At 65.6% G+C, this 20962-nt stretch carries 20 protein-coding genes; 5 read left to right on the top strand and 15 right to left on the bottom strand.

Translation table 11 applies throughout. From position 1 onward, the window contains the following. Positions 1-16 precede the first annotated feature (16 nt). From rapZ to H3H39_RS00435, 3 genes are all read left to right on the top strand, one after another. A complete protein-coding gene (gene rapZ / locus H3H39_RS00425) occupies positions 17-880 on the top strand; it encodes an RNase adapter RapZ (protein WP_182151307.1) in 864 nt (287 codons plus the stop codon). A gap of 106 nt (positions 881-986) precedes the next feature. Beyond that, complete coding sequence (locus H3H39_RS00430; RefSeq protein WP_220461394.1) at positions 987-2165, top strand: DJ-1/PfpI family protein; 1179 nt, start codon at positions 987-989, stop codon at positions 2163-2165. A gap of 23 nt (positions 2166-2188) precedes the next feature. Then, positions 2189-3265, top strand: coding sequence for a GlxA family transcriptional regulator (locus H3H39_RS00435; protein ID WP_229217841.1), 1077 nt, complete (start codon positions 2189-2191; stop codon positions 3263-3265). Here the strand turns inward: H3H39_RS00435 and H3H39_RS00440 are convergent. From H3H39_RS00440 to H3H39_RS00490, 11 genes are all read right to left on the bottom strand, one after another. Then, positions 3216-4301 (bottom strand): enoyl-CoA hydratase/isomerase family protein, encoded by a 1086-nt coding sequence (locus H3H39_RS00440; RefSeq protein ID WP_182151308.1) that lies wholly within the window; start codon positions 4299-4301, stop codon positions 3216-3218. The genes H3H39_RS00435 and H3H39_RS00440 overlap by 50 nt on opposite strands. Before the next feature lie 59 nt (positions 4302-4360). Further along, the gene (locus tag H3H39_RS00445; RefSeq protein WP_182151309.1) at positions 4361-4771 is read right to left on the bottom strand and encodes a DUF6691 family protein; all 411 of its coding nucleotides are present in this window, start codon (positions 4769-4771) and stop codon (positions 4361-4363) included. Between the two features lie 10 nt (positions 4772-4781). After that, the gene (locus H3H39_RS00450) at positions 4782-5213 is read right to left on the bottom strand and encodes a YeeE/YedE family protein (protein WP_182151310.1); all 432 of its coding nucleotides are present in this window, start codon (positions 5211-5213) and stop codon (positions 4782-4784) included. Further along, on the bottom strand, positions 5210-5539 hold the full coding sequence (locus H3H39_RS00455; protein WP_311196818.1) for a metalloregulator ArsR/SmtB family transcription factor: 330 nt from the start codon (positions 5537-5539) through the stop codon (positions 5210-5212). Before H3H39_RS00455 ends, H3H39_RS00450 begins: the two co-directional genes overlap by 4 nt. A 256-nt stretch (positions 5540-5795) precedes the next feature. Continuing rightward, positions 5796-6152: a ribosome hibernation-promoting factor, HPF/YfiA family gene (gene hpf / locus H3H39_RS00460; RefSeq protein ID WP_182151312.1), complete on the bottom strand. Its 357-nt coding sequence runs from the start codon at positions 6150-6152 to the stop codon at positions 5796-5798. 70 nt (positions 6153-6222) lie between these two features. Continuing rightward, positions 6223-7698, bottom strand: coding sequence for an RNA polymerase factor sigma-54 (locus H3H39_RS00465; protein WP_182151313.1), 1476 nt, complete (start codon positions 7696-7698; stop codon positions 6223-6225). Between the two features lie 17 nt (positions 7699-7715). Further along, positions 7716-8471: an LPS export ABC transporter ATP-binding protein gene (gene lptB / locus H3H39_RS00470; RefSeq protein WP_182151314.1), complete on the bottom strand. Its 756-nt coding sequence runs from the start codon at positions 8469-8471 to the stop codon at positions 7716-7718. Positions 8472-8473: 2 nt separating this feature from the next. Next, a complete protein-coding gene (gene lptA / locus H3H39_RS00475; protein ID WP_182151315.1) occupies positions 8474-9043 on the bottom strand; it encodes a lipopolysaccharide transport periplasmic protein LptA in 570 nt (189 codons plus the stop codon). Between the two features lie 17 nt (positions 9044-9060). Further along, on the bottom strand, positions 9061-9654 hold the full coding sequence (lptC, locus tag H3H39_RS00480; protein WP_182151316.1) for an LPS export ABC transporter periplasmic protein LptC: 594 nt from the start codon (positions 9652-9654) through the stop codon (positions 9061-9063). Between the two features lie 9 nt (positions 9655-9663). Next, the gene (locus tag H3H39_RS00485) at positions 9664-10203 is read right to left on the bottom strand and encodes a KdsC family phosphatase (RefSeq protein WP_182151317.1); all 540 of its coding nucleotides are present in this window, start codon (positions 10201-10203) and stop codon (positions 9664-9666) included. Then, complete coding sequence (locus H3H39_RS00490; protein WP_182151318.1) at positions 10203-11210, bottom strand: KpsF/GutQ family sugar-phosphate isomerase; 1008 nt, start codon at positions 11208-11210, stop codon at positions 10203-10205. The genes H3H39_RS00485 and H3H39_RS00490 overlap by 1 nt, the downstream gene beginning before the upstream one ends. Before the next feature lie 119 nt (positions 11211-11329). Here H3H39_RS00490 and H3H39_RS00495 point away from each other — a divergent pair, with 119 nt between their 5' ends. Next, positions 11330-13309 carry a monovalent cation:proton antiporter family protein gene (locus tag H3H39_RS00495; protein WP_182151319.1) on the top strand — a complete coding sequence of 660 codons (1980 nt, stop codon included), beginning with the start codon at positions 11330-11332 and terminating at the stop codon, positions 13307-13309. Positions 13310-13388: 79 nt separating this feature from the next. Here H3H39_RS00495 and H3H39_RS00500 read toward each other — a convergent pair whose 3' ends face one another. From H3H39_RS00500 to H3H39_RS00510, 3 genes are all read right to left on the bottom strand, one after another. Beyond that, a complete protein-coding gene (locus H3H39_RS00500; RefSeq protein ID WP_182151320.1) occupies positions 13389-14558 on the bottom strand; it encodes a GGDEF domain-containing protein in 1170 nt (389 codons plus the stop codon). Between the two features lie 129 nt (positions 14559-14687). Further along, entirely contained in the window at positions 14688-15542 is an 855-nt protein-coding gene (locus tag H3H39_RS00505) for an MOSC domain-containing protein (protein ID WP_182151321.1), read from the bottom strand. 146 nt (positions 15543-15688) lie between these two features. Next, complete coding sequence (locus H3H39_RS00510) at positions 15689-17326, bottom strand: NYN domain-containing protein (protein ID WP_182151322.1); 1638 nt, start codon at positions 17324-17326, stop codon at positions 15689-15691. 302 nt (positions 17327-17628) lie between these two features. Between H3H39_RS00510 and H3H39_RS00515 the strand changes: the two genes are divergently transcribed. Beyond that, entirely contained in the window at positions 17629-19350 is a 1722-nt protein-coding gene (locus H3H39_RS00515) for an MORN repeat-containing protein (protein WP_182151323.1), read from the top strand. 97 nt (positions 19351-19447) lie between these two features. On the opposite strand, the gene H3H39_RS00520 is transcribed toward H3H39_RS00515, so the two are convergent. Continuing rightward, complete coding sequence (locus tag H3H39_RS00520) at positions 19448-20842, bottom strand: 2-hydroxycarboxylate transporter family protein (protein WP_182151324.1); 1395 nt, start codon at positions 20840-20842, stop codon at positions 19448-19450. Positions 20843-20962 lie beyond the last annotated feature (120 nt).

Here is a 20962-nt window from a genome sequence, read left to right on the forward strand (position 1 = left end):
CGGCTATCATCTCCCCATGCGCATCGTCCTTATCACCGGCATCTCCGGCTCCGGCAAATCCGTCGCCCTCAACGTTCTTGAGGACACAGGCTACTATTGCGTGGACAACCTGCCACCCGCGCTGCTGTCCAGCCTCGTCACCACGCTGCTCGCTGAAGGCACGGAAGCGCTGGCCGTGGCCGTCGACGCGCGCAGCGCCGACTCGCTGGCCTCGCTGCCGGGCGACGTCAAGCAACTGCGCGAGGCGGGCCACGACGTCAAGGTCATGTTCCTGACCGCGAACACCCACTCGCTGGTGGCGCGCTTTTCCGAAACCCGGCGCAGCCACCCGCTGTCGCACGAGGTGCGCCCGGGCCAGAACCCGGCCTCGCGCCGCACCCTGATCGAATGCATCACCGAGGAACGCGAGCGGCTGTCGGCCATCGAACAACTGGGCCACGTGATCGACACGTCGGAAATGAGCGCCAGCAAGCTGCGCACGTGGATCAAGGACCTGGTGGCGATCGAACGGGCGCCGCTGACGCTGTTCTTCGAATCGTTCGCCTTCAAGGTCGGCGTGCCGCTGGACGCGGACTTCGTATTCGACGTGCGCGCCCTGCCCAACCCCTACTACGACCTGGCGCTGCGCCCGCTGACGGGCCGCGACGCGCCCGTGATCGCCTTCCTGGACGCCCAGCCCAGCGCGACTGAACTGCTCACCGATATCCGCAACTTCATCGAAAAATGGCTGCCCTCGTTCAAGACGGACAACCGCAGCTACCTCACCGTGGCGCTCGGTTGCACGGGTGGCCAACACCGCTCCGTCTACATGGCTGAACGGCTGGCTGCCTACTTCCACCCCACCGAGCGCGTGGTCTTGCGCCACCGCGAGCAATCGTAAAATCCTGCCACCTGCTGGCAGGATTTGACTGTTTTTTGTCTTTTTTGCAGCACCCGTCCGTCCGATACTGGCGCTCATCACGCCTTCACCATCCCGGAGTATCGTCATGCGCCACACCCGACACGCCCTCGCCTGCGCCGCCCTGTGCGGCAGCGCCCTGCTGCTGACCGGCTGCGCCAGCGGCCCCACCGCCATCGACGCCCGCACCTTCGATGCCAGCGCCAGCACCGCCCAAGCCGGCACGCGCGACGGCGCCATCGCGCCCTACCACGCCCGCCCCGGCCATGCGCGGCCACTGATCGCCGTGGTGGGCGACAACGCCAGCACGGAGCTGAGCGACTACGTGGTGCCGTACGGCATACTGGCCCGCTCCGGCGTGGCCGACGTCATGGCCCTGGCCACGGCGGAAGGCCCGATCAGCACCACCACCGACATGGGCAAACCCGGTTTCCGCATCGAACCGGAAGCGACCATCGCCCGCTTCGACGCGCGCTTCCCGGATGGCGCCGATTACGTCATCGTGCCGGCCACGCGCAACACGCCGGCCCTGCATGACTGGATCGCGCAACAGGTGGCCAAGGGCGCGACCATCGTCAGCATCTGCAACGGCGCGCAGATCGTGGCCAGGAGCGGCATGATGGACGGCCATCTGGCGACGGCCCACTGGGCATCGGAACAGGAGCGCATGGAACGGCAGCCGGCCATACGGTGGGTTAAAAACGCCCGCTACGTGGCCGACCGCAATTGGGTGTCCAGCGCCGGCGTGAGCGCCGCCATGCCCACCTCCATCGCGCTGGTGGAAGCCATCGCGGGCCGTGCGCACGCCAGCGCGCTGGCGGACGAACTGGCCATCGCCGACTGGAGCGCCCGCCACGACAGCGACGCCTTCCAGCCCCGCTTCGGCCACAACCTGACGGCGCTGGCCACCACCGTCTACACCAACGCCTGGTTCCATCACGACGACGCGCTGGGCATCCCCGCGGCGCCCGGCGTGGACGAAGTGGCGCTGGCCCTGACCGTGGACGCCTATTCCAGCACCGGTCGCAGCCATGCCTGGCTGGTGGCGGACAGCGTGGCGCCACTGCGCACCAGGCACGGCCTGCGCGTGATCCCCGACCGCAGCACGGGCGAAATGGCGGGCCTGGACCACGTGCTGGCGGCACCGGACGCGACCGCGCCGGGTAAAGCCGTGGACCGGGCACTGGCCGGCATCGCCAGCCTCTATGGCCGCACCAATGCCTATGGCGTGGCGCTGCTGCTGGAATACCCGGACTTTCACGATTGAGCGGCGGCGCCAAGTCTGGGATGATGGCGCCATCGCCCATCATCGACAGCACCGCGCCACCCATGCCAGCACTAGCCACCTGCCGCATCGTCATCCTCGCGCACGAGCACATGAACCTGCTCGACCTGACCGGCCCCGTGCAGGCGCTGGCCACGGCCAGCCGCCGCTGCTCCGGCAATGGCCCGCCCCTGTACGAGATCACGGTCGCATCGGCGGATGGCGGCCTGGTGACCAGCAGCTCCGGCCTGCAGGTGATGACGGTGCCCCTGTCGGCGCTGGACGGGATGGCGATCGACACCATCATCGCGCCCGGCGGCTGCCAGGGGCAGGAATACTTTTCACCACCGGCCCTGATCGCGTGGGTGCGCCAGCGCGCGCCCACCGTGCGGCGCCTGTGCTCCGTCTGCACCGGCGCCTTCCTGCTGGCTGCTGCCGGCCAACTGGACGGACGGCGCGTGACCACGCACTGGGAATGGGTCGAGCGCCTGGCCGCCCTGCATCCGGCCGTGCACATCGACGCGGACCGCATCTACATCCAGGATGGCGCGCTGTGGACGTCGGCCGGCGTCACGGCCGGTATCGATCTGACGCTGGCCCTGATCGAGGAAGACTACGGCCACAAGGTGGCGATGGAAACGGCGCGCCAGCTGGTGGTGTTCATGAAGCGCTCCGGCGGCCAGTCGCAGTTCAGCACGCCGCTGGCGGCGCAGGAACAGGAAGGAGATATTTTTGTCGAACTGCATGCGTGGATGGCCGACAACCTGGCCTCCGACCTGCGGGTGGAGCGGCTGGCCGAGCGTGCCGGCATGGCGCCGCGCACCTTCGCCCGCAGCTATGCGGCGAAGCTGGGCCGCACCCCGGCCATGATGGTGGCATCCATGCGCCTCGAAGCGGCCTGCCGGCTGTTGGAAGAAACCGACCAGCCGCTGAAACGGATCGCGGCCACCACCGGCCATGGCGACGAACAGAACCTGCGCCGCGTGTTCCAGCGGCGGCTGGAACTGAGCCCCAGCCAGTACCGCCAGCGCCACGCGGCGCTGGCGACGCGCGTCAGTCCAGGTGACGCAGCGGGTGGGCGTAGTCCGGCCACACGGGAGTAAAGAAACGCGCCACCATCTCCGGCGTCACGTCGGCCAGCGCGGCCGGCTTCCACTGGGGTGCGTTGTCCTTGTCGATCACCAGCGCGCGCACACCTTCGAGCACTTCGCCATCCTCGAAATTGTGGCGTACCAGCGTGCGCTCCATGCGCAGGCAGTCGGCCACGTCCAGCGCCGCGCCGCGCTTGAGCAGCTCGTGGGTGACGGCCATCATCAGCGGCGAACGGGTTTGCATGGCGGCCAGCGCCTTCTGTGCGAACGGATCGGCATCCTGCGCCAGCGAGGCCATGATGGCGGCCACGGTGGGCGCGCCGAAGTGGCGGTCGATCAGCGCGCGCTGCGCCTGCAGCACAGGAGTACCCGCCTCGGCCCGGAACGGGGCCGCGAAGGCGGCGATGGCCTCACGCAGTTGCGCGCCCGGCGTGGCGTCGATCAGGGCCGCCAGCGCCGCCATCTGGGCGCCGGGCACGAAGTGGTCGGCCAGGTTCACATACAGCGCGTCGGCGGCGCCGATGGTGAGGCCCGTCAAACCCAGGTAGTTACCCAGTTGGCCCGGCGCGCGCGACAGGAAGTAGCTGCCGCCCACGTCCGGGAACAGGCCGATGTTCACTTCCGGCATGGCCATTTTCGTGCGCTCGGTGACGATACGCACGCGGCAATCGGGGCCGCCCTGCGCCACGCCCATGCCGCCGCCCATCACCACGCCGTCCATCAGGGCGATGTAGGGCTTGGGGTAATAGTGGATCAGGTGATTGAGCGCGTATTCCTCGGTGAAGAAGTCTTCCAGCAGCGCGCTGCCGCCTTGCGGGCTGCCGCGGCCCACGTCGTAGAAGAAGCGGATATCGCCGCCGGCGCAAAACGCTTTTTCGCTGGTGCTGCGGATAACCACCGCATCCACTCCCGCGTCGTCGCGCCAGGCCAGCAGCGCCGCCGCCAGGTCGCGCACCATGGCCAGCGACAGGGAGTTAAGCGACTTGGGGCGATCGAGGGTGATGAAGCCGGTACGGTTGCTGACGCTGGTCTGGACAAATTCGCTCATGGCTGGATGCGGAAAGTGGTGAAGCGCCTATTCTAGCGCGCCCTGCCCGGCTTGCGCGCTCAGCGCCGCTCCAGCAATTCGAACACGCCCATGCCCGCCACCATGGCGCCCACGAACAGCAACGCCTTGGCGCCGCCGGTGGTGATCGAGGCCAGCGCGGGGCCGGGGCAGAAACCAGCCAGGCCCCAACCGGCGCCGAAGATCAGCGCGCCCAGCACCAGGCGGCGGTCGATCACCTTGGTGCCGGGCAGGCTCATGGCCACGCCCAGCAGCGTCTTGGGATGGGTGCCGGCGTAGCGGAACGCCAGCATGCCGACAGCGATGGCGCCGGCCATCACCAGCGCCAGCGATGGGTCCCAGTTGCCGCCCAGGTCGAGAAAGCCCAGCACCTTGGCCGGGTTGGTCATGCCGGAGACGATCAAGCCGATGCCGAAGATCAGGCCCGCCAATAATGCGATTACGATGGTCATGCAGTTCTCCTTAACCGAATACGTGGCGTGCGAAATACACGGTGACGAAACCGGCCGCCATGAAGGCGCCCGTGGCCACCATTGAACGCGGTGACAAACGCGACAAGCCGCACACGCCATGGCCGCTGGTGCAGCCGGAACCGTAGCGGGTACCGAAGCCCACCAGCAGCCCGGCCGCGATCAGCGTGGGGCCGCCAGCGTCGATCTGGACGGCCGGCAGACCCGCCACCAAGCCATAAACCAGCGGTGCGGCCACCAACCCACCGACGAACGCCACACGCCAGGCGATGTCGCCCGCGCGCGGGCGCAGCAGCCCGCCCGCGATGCCGGCGATGCCGGCGATGCGGCCGTTAAACAGCAGCAGCAAGGCGGCCGCCAGGCCGATCAGCGCGCCGCCGATCAGCGCGCCCCACGGGGTGAATACGTTCCATGCGATAGTCATTGCTGGGCTCCCTGGCCGTCATTACAGAACTGCTGGTACAGCACCTGCAGCACCGCCAGCGCCGCCGGGCTGGCTATCCGGTAAAAAATCTGCTTGCCTTCGCGCCGCGTGGCCACCAGTTCGTCCTGGCGCAGCACCGTCAGCTGTTGCGACAGCGTGGGCTGGCGGATGCCGGTCAATTCCTCCAACCTGCCGACGCTGAATTCGCCCTGCGCCATCTGGCACAACAGCAGCAACCGGTCCGGGTTGGCCAGCGCCTTGAGCAGGCTGCTGGCCTGGGCGGCCTTGGCCCGCAGTTGGTCGATATCGATGGTCGCATCGTTCACGCTTGCTCCTCCTATGCGATGGGTGACGCCATACATTATACCTAAATATATATTATATGCGAATAAGATTTAAAATTGCCCCGCATGGCCGGTATGGTGTGCATGGCGCGCAGCGCGCCGTTGGCGTGAGCATCCCCTAACCGCCTTAAATAATACGGTTTATACTGTTTATATTGTTTATCTGTATCGCTACGCTGGCACAGGACGCAAAAAAGGGCGCCAGATGCGCCCTTTGTTTCGTATGCCGGGGACCGTCTTATGCGGTGGCGGCGGGTTCGAAGGTGTCCGGCAGATGCTTGATGGCATCGTGGCCGTGTTCCTGAACTTTGGATTTGTATTTCATGACCTGGCGATCGAGTTTGTCGATCAGGGTGTCGATGGCGGCGTACAGGTCTTGCGACAGGCTTTCCACATACACGGTCTTGCCGGACATGCGCAAATTGATCTCGGCCTTCTGGCGTTTCTCTTTCTCGGTGAGGTTATCTACAGTCAGGATGACAGCAATATCAATCACTTGATCGAAGTGGCGTTTGACGCGTTCCAGCTTGTTCTGCACGTATTCACGGATCGCTGGGGTCACTTCGAGATGATGTCCACTGATGGTGAGATTCATACACACTCCTAAAGATGATGTCGCGGTTAGTGCCGCGCCCATTGCGGCCGGGCGCGCAGGAACCAGATAACTACAAGCACTTGCGGAGACTGACTGGCGGGATTTTCAACGCTTCGCGATATTTGGCAACAGTTCGTCGCGCAATCACCATGCCTTGTTCTCCCAGCATGTCCGCAATCTTACTGTCGGATAAAGGATTTTTAGGGTCTTCTGCTCCTGTCAATTGCACGATCAGTGCCCGTATCGCCGTCGAGGAAGCTTCTCCCCCCGCTTCCGTGGCGACATGGCTGCCGAAGAAATATTTCAACTCAAACATGCCATGCGGGGTCAGCATATATTTCTGAGTTGTTACGCGAGAAATAGTGCTCTCGTGTAGTCCCAGTGTATCAGCAATTTCGCGCAACACAAGGGGCCTCATGGCGACGGCGCCATGGGAGAAGAAATTCTTTTGCCGCTCCACGATCGCCTGCGCCACCCGCAGGATGGTGTCGAAGCGCTGGCGCATGTTCTTGATCAGCCATTTGGCTTCCTGCAGCTGGGCCCCCATGGCGCCTTCGCCCTTGCCTTGCTTGAGCAGGTTGGCGTACATGGCATTCACCCGCAGGCGCGGCATCACGTCGTTGTTCAGGCTCACCTGCCAGCCATCGCGGGCCTTCTTCACGATCACGTCCGGCACCACGTAGTCCGACACGTCCGAGGCGAACGCGGCGCCCGGGTGGGGATTGCACTGGCGGATCACGGCCTGGGCTTCGCGCAAGTCCTCCTCGTCGCACTGCAACGCCTTTTTGAGCTTGTTGAAGTCGCGCTGGGCGAACCAGGCCAGGTGCTGTTCCACGATGGCCAGCGCCATGCGGCGCGTCACCAGCGGCACTTGCGGCATGCGCTTGATCTGCAGCGCCAGGCATTCGGAGGCATTGCGGGCGCCCACGCCCACCGGGTCGAAACTTTGCAATAGCGTCAGGGCGGTGTGCAATTCCTCCGGCTCGATTTCCAGCTCCTCGGGCAGGCGCGCCAGGATTTCCTCCAGCGGTTCCTCCAGGTAGCCATTCTCGTCGAGCGCGTCGATGATGATTTCCACCAGCGCGCGGTCGCGCATTTCCAGCACCGTCACCCGCATCTGCTCCATCAGGTGTTCGCGCAGGGTGCGGTGGTTCGCCTCCAGCTGGGGCCGGGCATCCTCGTCGTCGGGGGTCTTGCCGCGGCCGGCGTCGCTCCAGTCCATGTCGCCCTCGGGCGCGCCGTCGCCGTCGCCGCCCTCGTACGGTTCCGCCTCGGCCGGCGCGGCCGCCTCCTGCTGCTGGTTGGGCGGGCCTTCCGGCGCGGCTTCGGCCGGCGCGCTGGACTGGCTGATGGCGCCGTCGGCCAGCAGCCGCACGGAGTGGTCGAGCGGGTCGTCGAGCCGCTCCAGCAGCGGATTATCGGTCAGCAGCTGTTCCAGTTCCTGGTGCAACTCCAGCGTGGACAACTGCAGCAAACGGATCGATTGCTGCAGTTGCGGCGTGAGCGCCAGGTGTTGCGATGTGCGCAGTTGCAATGACTGTTTCATGGCTTTACTTACAGACCTTACATACGGAAGTGTTCACCCAGATACACGCGACGCACCGATTCGTTGGCGATGATGTCGTCTGGCCGGCCTGACGCCAAGACCGTGCCCTGGTTGATGATATACGCGCGGTCGCAAATGCCCAGCGTTTCGCGCACGTTATGATCGGTGATCAGCACGCCGATGCCACGTTCCTTGAGAAAACGCACAATGCGTTGGATCTCAATCACGGCGATCGGGTCGACCCCGGCGAATGGTTCGTCGAGCAGCACGAAGCGGGGGTTGGTCGCCAGTGCGCGCGCGATCTCGACCCGGCGCCGCTCGCCCCCGGACAGGGACAAGGCCGGATTCTCGCGCAGCTTCTCGATTTGCAGGTCGGCCAGCAGGGTATTGAGCCGTTCATCGATTTGCGCCTTGGATAAAGGCTTGCCGTCCACTTGCTGGATCTCCAGCACGGCGCGGATATTCTCTTCCACCGTCAGCTTGCGGAACACGGACGCTTCCTGTGGCAGGTAGGACAGGCCCATCACGGCGCGCCGGTGGATCGGCAGCGACGAGATGTCGACGCCGGAAATGTCGATGGTGCCGGCATCCGACGGCACCAGGCCGACGATCATGTAGAACGAGGTGGTCTTGCCGGCGCCGTTGGGCCCCAGCAGGCCCACCACTTCGCCGCATTCGACCTGCAGCGACACGTCGTGCACCACCTGGCGCTTGCCGTAGCTTTTTTGCAGACCGCGCACGATCAGGGTACTGCCGCAGCGTTGCATCTCCATCGTCATTTCCCCGCTGGCGGCACGGACGCCACCGGCGCCGTGTTCTTGTTGGCGGGCTGGATCACCATGGTGCCGCGGCCGGCGCCCGGTTTGCTGTCGCCGGTGGCCGTGTTCTTGACGGCGAAGAATTCCTTACGGCTGTCATAGGAGATGAACTCGCCCTGCACTTCGTCGCTCGGCTTGCCCGCTTCCAGGCGCCGGATCTGGGCCTTGGAGAACAGCTTGACCAGTTCCGTCTTGCCGTCGTATTCGATGCGTTCGGCCTGGCCTTCCACCCACTGGTCGCCTTCGCCGTCGCGCTTCTGGCGGAAGGTGGCCGGGGTGCCGGGGGTGCTGGTCATGGTCACATACTGGTAGCCTTCCGGATCTTCCTTCATGACGGCCTTGGGCGACTTCATCTGCAAGGTGCCGCGGGTGAGGATCACGTTGCCGATGGCGGTCTTGGTCTGCTTGACGTCGTCCACTTCGAGCTGGTCGAACTTGATTTCAGTCGGCTTGCTGGAGTCCGCTTTTTCAGCGTGGGCCAGGCCGGCCGCCGCCCACAACAGGGCGGCCAGGATGCGTTTGTTCATTGCGGGTCCGTTCTATATCAATGCGCCGCACGGGGCGGCATGTGGATCTGGCCGCGGCCGCCCAGCTGGATCTGGCGCGTGGCGTTGTCGGCCTTCATGCCGGTGCCGCTGGCGCTGGACGCGCCCAGTTGCAGGGTCACCGGCTGGTCCGTTTCCATTTTTTCGTCGTCCGGGTACAGGGTCAGCGCCGGCGTGTTCAAGCGCATGGCCTGGCTGGTGGCCGTGGCCGGACGGTCGACGCGCACGTCGCCACTGAGCTTGACGCGGCTGTTATCCTGGTCCACCCGGGCCTGTTCGGCGCGCACGTTCATGGGCGGCTGCTCGCTCGACAGGCTGTGCACGGTGGGGTGCTCCACGTCGGACGAATCGTCGGCCGGGTGGTGGGTCAGCTTGTCGCCGGCGATGATGTAGCTGGGCAGGCCGGCCTGGTTCAGACGCACGAAGCTGAAACGCTCGATGATGTAATCGGGCTCGTTGCGATGGCTGTCCGCCTCCGCCTGGCGGCCGGCCTGGTTGACCAGCTGCACCAGCCAGAACGTGCCGAGCGCGAACGCCAGCCCGAACAGCATGATCAGGGACAAGCGCCAGCGGTGTGCCGTTTTCTTATGCATGGTGTGGCCTCAGACGAGGAATTGCGCCATGACCCGGTCGTAGCTGCCCTGCGCGCGCAGCAGGAATTCGCACACTTCGCGCACGGCGCCACGGCCGCCATGGGCTTCCGTCACGTGGTGCGCGCGGCTCAGCACATCGGCCCGGCCATTGGGCACGGCCACGGCGAACCCGACCCGGGTCAGGATCGGCAGGTCGACCACGTCATCGCCGATGAAGCCCACCTGCTCGGCCGTCAATCCCGTCTTTTCCAGCAGCGCGTTGAACGGAGTCAGCTTGTCATGTCCGCCCTGGTGCAGGAAAGCGATGCCCAGGTCGGACGCCCGCTTGACCACCTGCGGCGACACGCGCGCGCTGATGATGGCCGTCTGCACGCCCGCTTCCTGCAGCAGCTTGATGCCCAGGCCGTCGTGCACGTTGAAGGTCTTGAGCGCTTCGCCGTCGGCGCCGTAGTGCAGGCTGCCGTCCGTCAGTACGCCGTCCACGTCGAATATCATCAGCTTGACCTTGGCGGCGCGGGCCACGTTTTCCAGCTTGTAGGCGTCCTTCATCAGATCACCTTGGCGCGGGTCAGGTCATGGATGTGCAGCGCGCCCACCAGCTTGCCCGCCTCGTCCACCACCAGCATCTGGTTGATGCGGAACTGTTCCATCACGGCCACCGCGTCCACCGCCAGCTTTTCAGCCGTGATGGTGCGCGGGTTGGCGTGCATCACATCGCGGATCACCACCTGGGTGAAGTCCTGGACCTTCTCGATCATGCGGCGCAAGTCGCCGTCCGTGAACACGCCGATCGGGCGGCCGTCGGCGTCCACGATGGCCGTCATGCCCATGCCCTTCTGGGTGATTTCCAGCAGCGCGTCGGTCAGCTTGACGTCGGCCGCCACGCGCGGCACGTCGGCGCCGCTGCGCATCACGTCGCGCACGTGGGTCAGCAAACGCCGGCCCAGGGCGCCGCCCGGATGGGAGCGGGCGAAATCCTCTTCCTTGAAGCCGCGCAGGTCCAGCAGCGCCACGGCCAGCGCGTCGCCCAGCGCCAGCGTGACGGTGGTGGAGGCCGTGGGCGCCAGGTTCAGCGGACACGCTTCCTTGGCCACGGACACGTCCAGGTGCACGTCGGCCAGTTGCGCCAGGCTGGAGCCGGGCTTGCCGGTCATGGAGATCAAGGCGCTGCCCATGCGCTTGACGACGGGCAGGATGGCCATCAGCTCCGAACTTTCGCCCGAATAGGAGATGGCGATGAAGGCGTCATCGGCCGTCACCATGCCCAGGTCGCCGTGCGCGGCTTCGGCCGGGTGCACGAACAGGGCCGGGGTACCGGTGGACGCCAGCGTGGCGGCGATCTTGCGGGCGATGTGGCCGGACTTGCCAATGCCGGACACGACGACGCGGCCCTTGCAGTTGAGCAAGAGCGACACGGCGCGGCCCACGCTGTCGTCCGTGGCCAGGCGCGCGTGCAGGGCGGCGATGGCGTCGCCTTCGATCTGCAGCGTCTCGCGGGCCAGTTCCAGCGCCCGGCTGGCGGTGGCCGGGTCAATTCGATCAAAAGCTTTCAGCATTGTTTTTTCATGGGTTACACTCATGCCGAAAGTATAGCCGAATTGGCTAAGCAAAAAACTTGCCAGTGGTAACAAAGGCTGACAAACAACGGAATCCCCTACCCTTGACACGGATTTAAATGTTTTCTTCCCTGGAACTGACTCTCCTGTTGCTGGGCGCGGCCGTGCTCGGCGTGGTCGCGTTTCGGATGATGCACATGCCGCCCATGCTGGGTTACCTGGCCGTGGGCATCCTGATCGGCCCCCATGCGCTGGGCCTGGCCGAGCAGAACGAGGCCAGCCAGACGCTGGCCGAATTCGGCGTCGTGTTCCTGATGTTCTCCATCGGACTGGAATTCTCCACCGCCAAGCTGATGGCCATGCGCAGCATCGTGTTCGGGCTGGGCATGGCGCAGGTGGGGCTGACCATCGCGCTGGCCATGGGCTTCGGCTGGGCCATCGGCCATGTGCTGCCGGCCAGCCTGCACCTGGGCTGGCAAGGCGCGCTGGCGCTGGGCGCGACCATGGCCATGTCGTCCACGGCCATCGTGTCCAAGATGCTGACCGAACGGCTGGAGCTGGAAAGCCCCCATGGCCGCAAGATCATCGGCATATTGCTGTTCCAGGACCTGGCCGTGGTGCCGCTGCTGATCCTGATCCCGGCGCTGACGGAGCAGCCCGACCGCCTGCTCGAAACGCTGGGCTGGGCCGGCCTGAAGGCGGTGGGGGTGCTGGTGCTGCTGCTGTTCCTGGGCCAGAAGCTGATGCGGGGCTGGTTCACCATCGTCGTCAAGCGCCGCTCGCAGGAACTGTTCATGCTCAACCTGCTGCTGGTGACGCTGGGCGCGGCCTGGATCACGGAGCGGGCCGGCCTGTCGCTGGCGCTGGGCGCGTTCGTGGCCGGCATGCTGATCTCGGAGACGGAATACAAGCACCAGGTGGAGGAAGACATCAAGCCGTTCCGCGACGTGCTGCTGGGACTGTTCTTCATCACCATCGGCATGCTGCTCAACGTGCGCCTGGTGCTGGAGAACTGGTGGCTGGTGCTGCTGTTGCTGGTCGGCCCGGTGCTGCTCAAATTCGCCCTGATCGCCGGCCTGGCCAAGATATACGGCGCCACCGACGGCGTGGCCCTGCGCACCGGCCTGGCGCTGGCCCAGGCCGGCGAATTCGGCTTCGTGCTGCTGAACCTGGCCGGGGGCAGCCACGTGCTGGCGCCGGACGTGGTGCAGGTGGTGCTGGCCTCGATGGTGCTGTCGATGCTGGCCGCGCCGTTCATCATCGCCAAGTCGGACCAGATCGTGATGAAGGTGTCGAGCAATGAATGGATGATGCAGTCGCTGGCGCTGACCAAGATTGCCAGCCGCACCATGTCGACCCAGAAGCATGTGATCCTGGCCGGCTTTGGGCGCAGCGGCCAAAGCCTGGCCACCTTGCTGGGCGAGGAAAAAATCGCCTACCACGCGCTGGACCTGGACCCGGAGCGGGTGCAGGAAGCGCAGACGGCCGGCGCCAATGTGTCCTACGGCGACGCGGCGCGGCGTGAAAGCCTGGTGGCGGCCGGTATCTACCGCGCCAGCGCCGTCGTCATCACCTACGCCAGCACGCCGTCCGCGCTCAAGGTGCTGCACCTGGTGCACGAGCTGGCGCCCACCCTGCCCGTGATCGTGCGCGCGCACGACGACACGGACCTGGACCGCTTGAAGGCGGCAGGCGCGACGGAAGTGGTGCCGGAACTGCTGGAGGGCAGTCTGATGCTGGCCTCGCACGCGCTGGTGATGCTGGGCGTGCCGCTGCGGCGCGTGGTGCACCGGGTGCAGACGGCGCGCGAGGAACGCTACGCCTCGCTGCGCGGCTACTTCCACGGCGCCAGCGACAGCAGCGAGGAGGCGGACCTGGTGCGCCTGCACTCGGTCACGCTGAGCGAAGGCGCGGCGGCCATCGGCAAGTCGCTCGGTGAACTCCATCTGGAGGATACGGGCGCGGAAGTGGCCAGCATCCGGCGCGGCATGGGCCGGCTGGAAGCGGAAGCCCAGACCATGCTGGCGCCCGACGATGTGGTGGTGGTGCGCGGCGCGGCCGACGCCGTGAGCCGGGCCGAGAGCCGGCTGCTGCGCTAACCAAAAAGCGGGGTCAGTTCCGGCAACCCGCCAAATTGGTGGCGCGATGCCGGAACTGACCCCGCTTTTCCGCTTTTCGCTAGGTCGGCAGGTGGCGGATCACGCGGTTGCGTCCAGCCGCCTTGGCCTGGTACAGGGCGCCGTCGGCGCGCGCCAGCAGTTCGCGCGCCACCAGTTCCGGTTCACCGGCGGCCAGGTCCGGATCGAGACAGGCCACGCCGATCGACACGGTGACGGACAACCGCACTTCCTGCGTCAGGCTGATCATGGTGCCGGCCACGCTGGCGCGGATACGCTCGGCCACGAAGGCGGCGCTGTCCAGGTCCGCGTCGATCAGCAACACGATGAATTCCTCGCCGCCGAAACGGGCCAGCGCGTCCGACAGGCGCAGCTCGTCCTTGATGCGGCCCGCCACTTCGCGCAGCACGTCGTCGCCGCCCTGGTGGCCCACGGTGTCGTTGACGCGCTTGAAGTGGTCGATATCGAGGAACATCAGCGAGATCGGGTAGCGCTGGCGCCGCGCGCGGGCGATTTCCTCCAGCAGGCGCCGGTCCATATAGCGCCGGTTGTAGACGCCCGTCAGCGAATCGGTCAGGCCGATGTACTTGAGCATCTCGTTACTGATCACGTTTTCCAGGCAGATAGCGACGATGGAGGCCATGTGCTCGATGAAGTCGGTGCCCAGGCTGGGCGTGAAGCGGGTCGGGTCCACGCTGCCCAGATTGAGGCTGCCGATAATGCGCTTGTTGCGCATCAGCGGCACCAGCGCCACGCTTTGCAGCCCGGCCGGCGCGTTGGGGAACGGCAGCGCGTGGCGCACGGGATCGTACATGCCCAGCAGCGGCTTGGGCGCCGGCGTGTGGGCGTTGCGGTGGCCCAGCTCGAAGCTTAGATCATCGATCTGCTCGACGAAAATCAAATTGGGAAAGTCGGCGAACACCACGCCCAGCTTGCCCATCACGGTACGGATGTCGGCGCCGTCGTCGATCAGGGTCAGGGTCACGCTTTCCAGCTCGGAGATGACGGGCAGGTTGCGGAAGATGGTGCCCACCAGCTCGGGGAAGGTGGCGGCGCCCACGATGTCCAGGTCGAACGCCTGGTGGCGGCACATGATCGAGTGGTTGCGCTCGGCCTGCTCCAGCAGATAGGCCATGCGCGCGCGCAGCGCCTGGTTCTCCGCCGCCAGCTCGCTGGCCCGCGTGGCGGGATCAGCGTGGGACGGCATCGCGCCTGTGACAGTGTGCGTCATACAAACCAACCCTTACTCGATAGCGACCATGACCGGGAACCGTGCCGGATCGATATGGTATTTATCATCCGGCAAGTTACAACATTACGCCAAGAAATGAAGGTTGGAAATGCCAAAAAGTAAATTTACTTACAAAAACGCCAATTCGACATCCACTTCCTGCCCCAGCCGTATGCGCTGGCCAGCGCCAGCCACGACGATGGCGTTCATGCCGAAACAGATTGCGCCATCGAGCTCCGGTTTGGCGCGGTAGCTTTGCAGCAGGTCGACCGGGTCGGGGCCGATCTGGCCTGTGTCCTGGTCCACGGACGGGATCGGGCAGCGCGAGCAGGGTTTGACCGGCCGCAGTTCCGCCTCGCCCAGCCGGTAGGCGGCCGCGTAATCCTCCTCGAACGCCTCCAGGCCGGCGATGACGAGGTTGGGACGGAAGCGGTTCATGGGCACGGCGGCACGGCCGGCCGCCGTCAGCCGGGTGTTGAGATCGTCCAGCGAGGCGGCGCCGGCCACCAGCACCGGGTAACCGTCCGAGAACAGGGTGGTGGCCGCCACGCCCTGGGTCCACTTCTCGCTGACCTGGCGCAGCGCGTCGGCATGGAAGCGCACCAGCCGGCACGGCACGCCGATGGCGTTGCTGAACCAGGCGGCCGTCAGCTCGTCGCAATCGTAGGCCAGTACGCTGTCGTCCCACACCTGCACGGTGCGCGCGACGGCTTGCTCGGGATGGGGCAGGCCCAGCGGGATTTCCAGCCGCAACATGCCGGGCGCGCGCAGTTCCAGGGTTTCCCCCTTCAGGCGCGGCACGATCAGGGCCATGCGCGGATGCTCGCGCTGGGTCATGAAGCGCCCTTCCCCATCGACCACCATCCATTCGCGGTCGTAGATGTGCTGGGTCATCAGACCCGCTTCAGTCAGTGTGGCTTCCTGCAGCGACAGGCCGGCGCAGGATTTGATGGGATAGAGCGTGATGGCGGTGAGGGTAGGCATGCGGGCACGTGGCAGCGCGGTGCGCGCTGTGGCAAGGTTGTCCAAAAGTGAAGTATGGCAGAAAGCGCGCCCGGTGTCAGACCGTGGGACCTGACACCGGGCGATGACCCGGACCACCTTGCTCCGCCGGGCGGCGGGGCGCGTGCTTACGCTTCGGACTTGGCGTCCTTGCGCGGACGACGGCCGCGCGGCTGGGGCTTGCGGGCCGGCTTGGCAGGCGCTTGCGCCTCGTGGCTGGCCGCCGCTGGGGTGTCCGATACCGGCTGGACTTCGGCGACCGGGGCGGCCTCCACGACGTCAGCCGCGGCGGCGGCTGGCTTGGCCTTGGCTTTGGCCGCTGGCGTCTTCTTGGTGGCGGCCTTGGCGGCACGGGCCCCCTTGGCAGGCGGCTTGGCGGCTTTGCCGGCCTTGGCGGGCTTGGCATCACCCGCTTGCACTACGTCGGCGTCCAATTCCACCGCTTGTGCCGCTTGCGCGTCCGGCGCCTGGTCGGCATGGTGCACCGGAGTCACGTCATCCGCAGGCGCTGGCGACTGGGCCGCCACGGTATCCACCGCCGCACTGGCAGATGGCTTGCCGCCCTTGCGCTCGGCCTGCTTGCGGCCACCGCGCTTGCCACGGCCATGACGGCCTTCCTGGCGCGGCTCGGCCACTTCCGCCTCGATGATGTCTGCTTCGTCGATGATCTCGCCAGCGTCGGCCGGGGCCAGCACTTCGACCAGCTCCACCACTTCCACCACCTCGAACGGTTCCGCATCCAGCAGTTCCGGTTCGGCGTCCATCACCAGTTCCGTGGCGCGTTCCTCGCCGCGCTCGGCGTGGCGGCCCGACTGGCCACGGCCACGGCCGCGACCGCGGCGGCCATCCTGGCGACCTTCATGGCGCGGCGCTTCCACGGCTTCCGCCACCGCTGGCGCGCCTTCGGCCGCGCCGGCGCCTTCGGCCATGCCAGTGCTGGCGGCGCCGCTGCTGCGGTACACGTAGGCACCCGATTTCTCATCGCGGCCGAACTCCAGCAAGCCTCGGGCACGCGCTTCCTCCAGCAGATTGCCGAAGGTGCGGAAGCCGTAGTACGACTCGCTGAAATCGGGCTTGCGGCGCTTGATCGCTTCCTTCAGCACGGAAGCCCAGATCTTGCCGCTGTCGCCGCGCTCGGACACCAGCGCGTCGAAGGTGCCGACCACGATTTCCATGGCCTGGTTACGGCGCTTTTCCATGTCGTCGCGGCGGCGCTTTTCCTCCTCCGGCGTACGCTTGACGGCCGGCTGGGCCTCGCGTGGATCGCGCTTCGCGGCGGCACGGCGGCTCTCGCGCACCAGATCATCGTAGAAGATGAATTCATCGCAGTTGGCCACCAGCAGGTCCGAGGTGGATTGCTTGACGCCCACGCCGATCACCTTCTTGGCGTTCTCGCGCAGCTTGGATACCAGCGGCGAAAAATCGGAATCGCCCGAGATGATGACGAAGGTGTCCACGTGCGACTTGGTGTAGCACAGGTCGAGCGCGTCGACCACCATGCGGATGTCGGCCGAGTTCTTGCCGGACTGGCGCACGTGGGGGATTTCGATCAGCTCGAAGTTGGCCTCGTGCATGGGCGCCTTGAAGCCCTTGTAACGGTCCCAGTCGCAATACGCTTTCTTGACGACGATGCTGCCCTTGAGCAGCAGGCGTTCCAGCACCGGCTTGATATCGAACTTGTCGTAATTGGCGTCGCGCACACCGAGCGCCACGTTTTCAAAATCGCAGAACAGCGCCATGCTGACGTTATCGTTGGGGGAAGCCATGTGGAATGTGTTTTTCTAGTGAGGAGAGTGGGACAGGCGCTCCGCCTCGGCGCGCCTAAGACAATGCGGGGATTATACCGAACTGGCTTGCTTACGTTGATGAAATGGCCAGCCGTGTATGCAACAAGCAAGCGGCGGCCGGACAACAACCGCAAGTGAGCGATTGCTTTTTAACCACAGCTCGTCTAAATTCCCATATGGAAATTTACTTTACGTACTTATAATCCATTTTGGCAACACCAACAATGGCTTAGCATGTGCCTTTGCGAACCACCCGCTGACCTAATCCCGAGAAGAATGGCATGCGTAAATTGAGCGCTGCAACACCCCGGCCGCCCCTGGGCGCGACCGTCCGTTCCCACCGCTATCGCGGCCTGACGCCCATGCTGCCGCTGGCCCTGCTGCTGGCCGGCTGCGGCACCACCTACACGGTCGACGACGGCAGTCCGGTCGACGAAAAACTGCTGGCCCGCATCCGCACCTATGGCAAAGGCCAGCAAGCGCTGCGACCCAGCATCATCAAGACGGCCGAACTGAAGGACAAGGATTGCAGCACGCAGTACGAGCTGCCGTTCGTAACGGCGTCCTCGTACGACCTGCCCAAGCAAAAGAAGATCGCGTGGGTGCGCGGACTGCGGGTGGACGAGCGCCTCACCGTGATCGCGGCCACGCGTGAATCGGGCCTGGCGCTGGGCGACCATATCGAGGAAGTGGACGGCTACTCGAAAGCCGATACGGCCAAGATGCTGGAAGAACTCAACAGCCTGCGCGACAACGGCCGTCCGTTCAAGCTCACGCTGGCCGGCGGCCGCAAGGTTCCCGTCACGCCGGTGGAAGTGTGCCGCGGCCACCTCAACGTGGCCACGCCGGAGGCGACCGAGGCGCAGAGCTATCACTGGCTCCAGAGCACCCACCCGCTGCCTCTGTTCGAGCAAGACCTGACTTCCGACGAAGCGCTGTGGATGGTGTTGTGGACCCAGGGCTTATCCGAGGAAGCGGGTGCGCGCATGAAGGTGTACCACTACGGCATGAAGATCGTCAAAACCAGCTTCACCATCGCCAGCGTGGTGAGCGGGGTGGGTGCGATCGCCAACTCGGCCAACGCGGCCGCTGCTGCGGCGGCCAGTGCCCAGGCCAGCCGCGCCGCCGGCCAGGCCGCGCTGGAGGCCGCCGCCAAGGTGGCGGCGGAAGAGGCGGCCGCCTCGCTGCGGGCCAAGGCGCAGAACGCGCTGCTGACGGTGGCGCGCAGCCAGGCGCAATCCGTCGCGATCGATTCACTCAAGGCCGCCAGCGTGTTCCGCGATAGCCTGAGCGGCGTTTCCTGGGTGGCCGGCACCGGCTTTTACATGGCCGACCAGTGGGCCATCGACCGCATGGCCAAGCTGGGAAGTGATCCCATCGCCGCCTACACGCTGCACTACAAACTGGCGTCGAAGTCGATGGCGCAGAATGCGTTCGTGTTCGACGAGGAGCGCATGAAATGGATGATGGCTTACGCGGACAAGAGCGGCAATGCCGAGCGCGTGCAACTGGCCTTTAACGGTGAAGACCCGAACGGGCCGATCACCTATGCCGTCGCCAACACGGTGGACCCGAACGGCCTGGTGACGTATGTGTCGGACGCGCCGCTGCCCGGCACGGCGGCGGCCGCCGCCGCTGTCGCCGCCACCGCGCCCACCATCCGCGTGCAGGCCGGCGACGCCGTGATCGAAGGCGCGTTTGTGATCGATGCCAACCAGACCACCTACACCGGCAACGGCAAGGTGTCGTGGGCCAATGGCGACGTCTATGTGGGCGATCTGGCGGCGGGCTACCGCACCGGGTCTGGCCGCATGGAGTGGTCCAATGGCGACCGCTACGAAGGCCAGTGGCGCTCCAACCTGCGCCACGGTAAAGGCACCGTGACCTGGAAGAACGGCGACAGCTGGAGCGGCGTGTTCCGCGAGGATGAACGCACGGAAGATGGCACGCTGTCGCGCAACACCATCACGCCGGACCTGCCAGCCGCGGCGAAGGACACCTGAGCGGCGCGAGCACACCAGGCCCCCAAAAACAAATAAGCCGCGTCGATACGCGGCTTATTTGCTTTTGGGGGCCGACGGCTTGCCGCCGTCGCATTGATCAGGCCAGCCGCGTCAGCGCAAACAGCGCCAGGGTCACGACGATGGCGCCACCGATGCGGGTGGCGATCTGCGCGAACGGCATCAGTTGCATGCGGTTGGCGGCCGTCAGGATGGCCACGTCGCCCGTTCCGCCCTGCCCGCTGTGGCAGGCGTTGACGATGGCCGCCTCGATCGGATACATCTTCATGCGGCGGGCCACCACAAAGCCGGTGGCCATCAAGCTCGCGACCGTCGCCATGATCGTGACCAGGTTGGCCAGCGTGAAGGCGGCGATCAACTTTTCCCACGGCGTCATGGCGGCGCCGATGGCGAACAGCAGCGGATAGGTCACGGCGGTGGAAAAGAACTTGTACACCACCAGCGAGCCCTGCTGCAACTGCGGGGACACCAGCCGCCCCAGCTTGAACAGGACGGCGACAAACAGCATCACCACCGGCGCCGGGAAGTCGAACAGCTTGGCCGACATCAGGCCCACCATGTACAGGGAGATCGCGGTCAGGCCGGCGGAGGCCACCTGGCCGACATCGACCGTGGCGGCGGGCAGTTCGACGACGCGCGCTTCGTTCTCGACGCCCGGCTGCAAGCGCCCTTCGCCGGTCAGGTGCGGGTAGCGCTTGCCGACGAAATTGAGCGTGCCCGCCATGAGGATGGCGCACAGGCTACCCAGCATCACCGGCGGCAGCACTTGCGCGAACATATCGCCTTGCGCCTGGCCGAGGATGGTCGCGTAACCGATCGACAGCGGAATGGCGCCCTCGCCCACGCCGCCGGCCATGATGGGGACGACGATGAAGAACAGTGTGTGCTGCCAGCCCAGACCGAGCATGGTGCCGACCAGCGTGCCCACCAGCGCGGCCACCACGGTGCCGGCCGCCAGCGGTGCGAAAATCTTCATGAAACCCTGCACCAGCACCGTGCGGTCCATGCTGAAGATGCTGCCGACGATGATCGAGGCGATGAACAGGTACAGGAAATTGCTCACCTTGGTAAATTCCACCACGTTCTTCAGCAGCACGGGCGGAATCGCGTGCAGGTAGACCAGCAGCGATGGCACGAAGGTGGCGAAGATGGCGGCCGCGCCTATGTTGCGCAACAACGGCATCCGTTTGCCGAACTCGGCGCAGGTGAAGCCGCCGACGGCCAGCACGGCGATCGACACCGAGATATCGGTGGGCAGCTTGCCCATCGCGATGAAGCCGCCAATCAGCGCCAACAGCAGCAAATAGATCGGCAACGGGACCAGGCCGACCCGCATATCCATCACCCGCCAGGCATGGATATGCCATGGCGTGTTGCCATGCGGCTTGCCGGCGCTATCCTCGAGCGAGGCGCGCAATGGGGGCAGATGGGCGGATGCAGCGCCGTCGGAATGGCAGGATGGGGAAGTATTCATGGTTACAGTCGTCTCTTGGAATTAAAATCTTCTGCTCCCCGGGCAGTGGCCCAAGGTCAGAGACGACTATACCGATCCAACCTTTCAATCCGCTATCGGTCGCGGATCCCCCTGGCTTGG

Source organism: Rugamonas apoptosis, assembly GCF_014042355.1.
In the GTDB taxonomy this organism is placed as follows: domain Bacteria; phylum Pseudomonadota; class Gammaproteobacteria; order Burkholderiales; family Burkholderiaceae_D; genus Rugamonas; species Rugamonas apoptosis.

What these genes read in the sequence shown, in the direction of transcription:
- lptC (WP_182151316.1), bottom strand. Translation starts at nt 9,654, where the DNA reads ATGCATAAGAAAACGGCACACCGCTGGCGCTTGTCCCTGATCATGCTG.
- lptB (WP_182151314.1), bottom strand. Translation starts at nt 8,471, where the DNA reads ATGGAGATGCAACGCTGCGGCAGTACCCTGATCGTGCGCGGTCTGCAA.
- H3H39_RS00490 (WP_182151318.1), bottom strand. Translation starts at nt 11,210, where the DNA reads ATGCTGAAAGCTTTTGATCGAATTGACCCGGCCACCGCCAGCCGGGCG.
- rapZ (WP_182151307.1), top strand. Translation starts at nt 17, where the DNA reads ATGCGCATCGTCCTTATCACCGGCATCTCCGGCTCCGGCAAATCCGTC.
- H3H39_RS00515 (WP_182151323.1), top strand. Translation starts at nt 17,629, where the DNA reads ATGCGTAAATTGAGCGCTGCAACACCCCGGCCGCCCCTGGGCGCGACC.
- H3H39_RS00440 (WP_182151308.1), bottom strand. Translation starts at nt 4,301, where the DNA reads ATGAGCGAATTTGTCCAGACCAGCGTCAGCAACCGTACCGGCTTCATC.
- H3H39_RS00450 (WP_182151310.1), bottom strand. Translation starts at nt 5,213, where the DNA reads ATGACTATCGCATGGAACGTATTCACCCCGTGGGGCGCGCTGATCGGC.
- H3H39_RS00485 (WP_182151317.1), bottom strand. Translation starts at nt 10,203, where the DNA reads ATGAAGGACGCCTACAAGCTGGAAAACGTGGCCCGCGCCGCCAAGGTC.
- H3H39_RS00505 (WP_182151321.1), bottom strand. Translation starts at nt 15,542, where the DNA reads ATGCCTACCCTCACCGCCATCACGCTCTATCCCATCAAATCCTGCGCC.
- H3H39_RS00495 (WP_182151319.1), top strand. Translation starts at nt 11,330, where the DNA reads ATGTTTTCTTCCCTGGAACTGACTCTCCTGTTGCTGGGCGCGGCCGTG.
- H3H39_RS00445 (WP_182151309.1), bottom strand. Translation starts at nt 4,771, where the DNA reads ATGACCATCGTAATCGCATTATTGGCGGGCCTGATCTTCGGCATCGGC.
- hpf (WP_182151312.1), bottom strand. Translation starts at nt 6,152, where the DNA reads ATGAATCTCACCATCAGTGGACATCATCTCGAAGTGACCCCAGCGATC.
- H3H39_RS00500 (WP_182151320.1), bottom strand. Translation starts at nt 14,558, where the DNA reads ATGACGCACACTGTCACAGGCGCGATGCCGTCCCACGCTGATCCCGCC.
- H3H39_RS00435 (WP_229217841.1), top strand. Translation starts at nt 2,189, where the DNA reads ATGGCGCCATCGCCCATCATCGACAGCACCGCGCCACCCATGCCAGCA.
- H3H39_RS00520 (WP_182151324.1), bottom strand. Translation starts at nt 20,842, where the DNA reads ATGAATACTTCCCCATCCTGCCATTCCGACGGCGCTGCATCCGCCCAT.
- H3H39_RS00465 (WP_182151313.1), bottom strand. Translation starts at nt 7,698, where the DNA reads ATGAAACAGTCATTGCAACTGCGCACATCGCAACACCTGGCGCTCACG.
- lptA (WP_182151315.1), bottom strand. Translation starts at nt 9,043, where the DNA reads ATGAACAAACGCATCCTGGCCGCCCTGTTGTGGGCGGCGGCCGGCCTG.
- H3H39_RS00510 (WP_182151322.1), bottom strand. Translation starts at nt 17,326, where the DNA reads ATGGCTTCCCCCAACGATAACGTCAGCATGGCGCTGTTCTGCGATTTT.
- H3H39_RS00430 (WP_220461394.1), top strand. Translation starts at nt 987, where the DNA reads ATGCGCCACACCCGACACGCCCTCGCCTGCGCCGCCCTGTGCGGCAGC.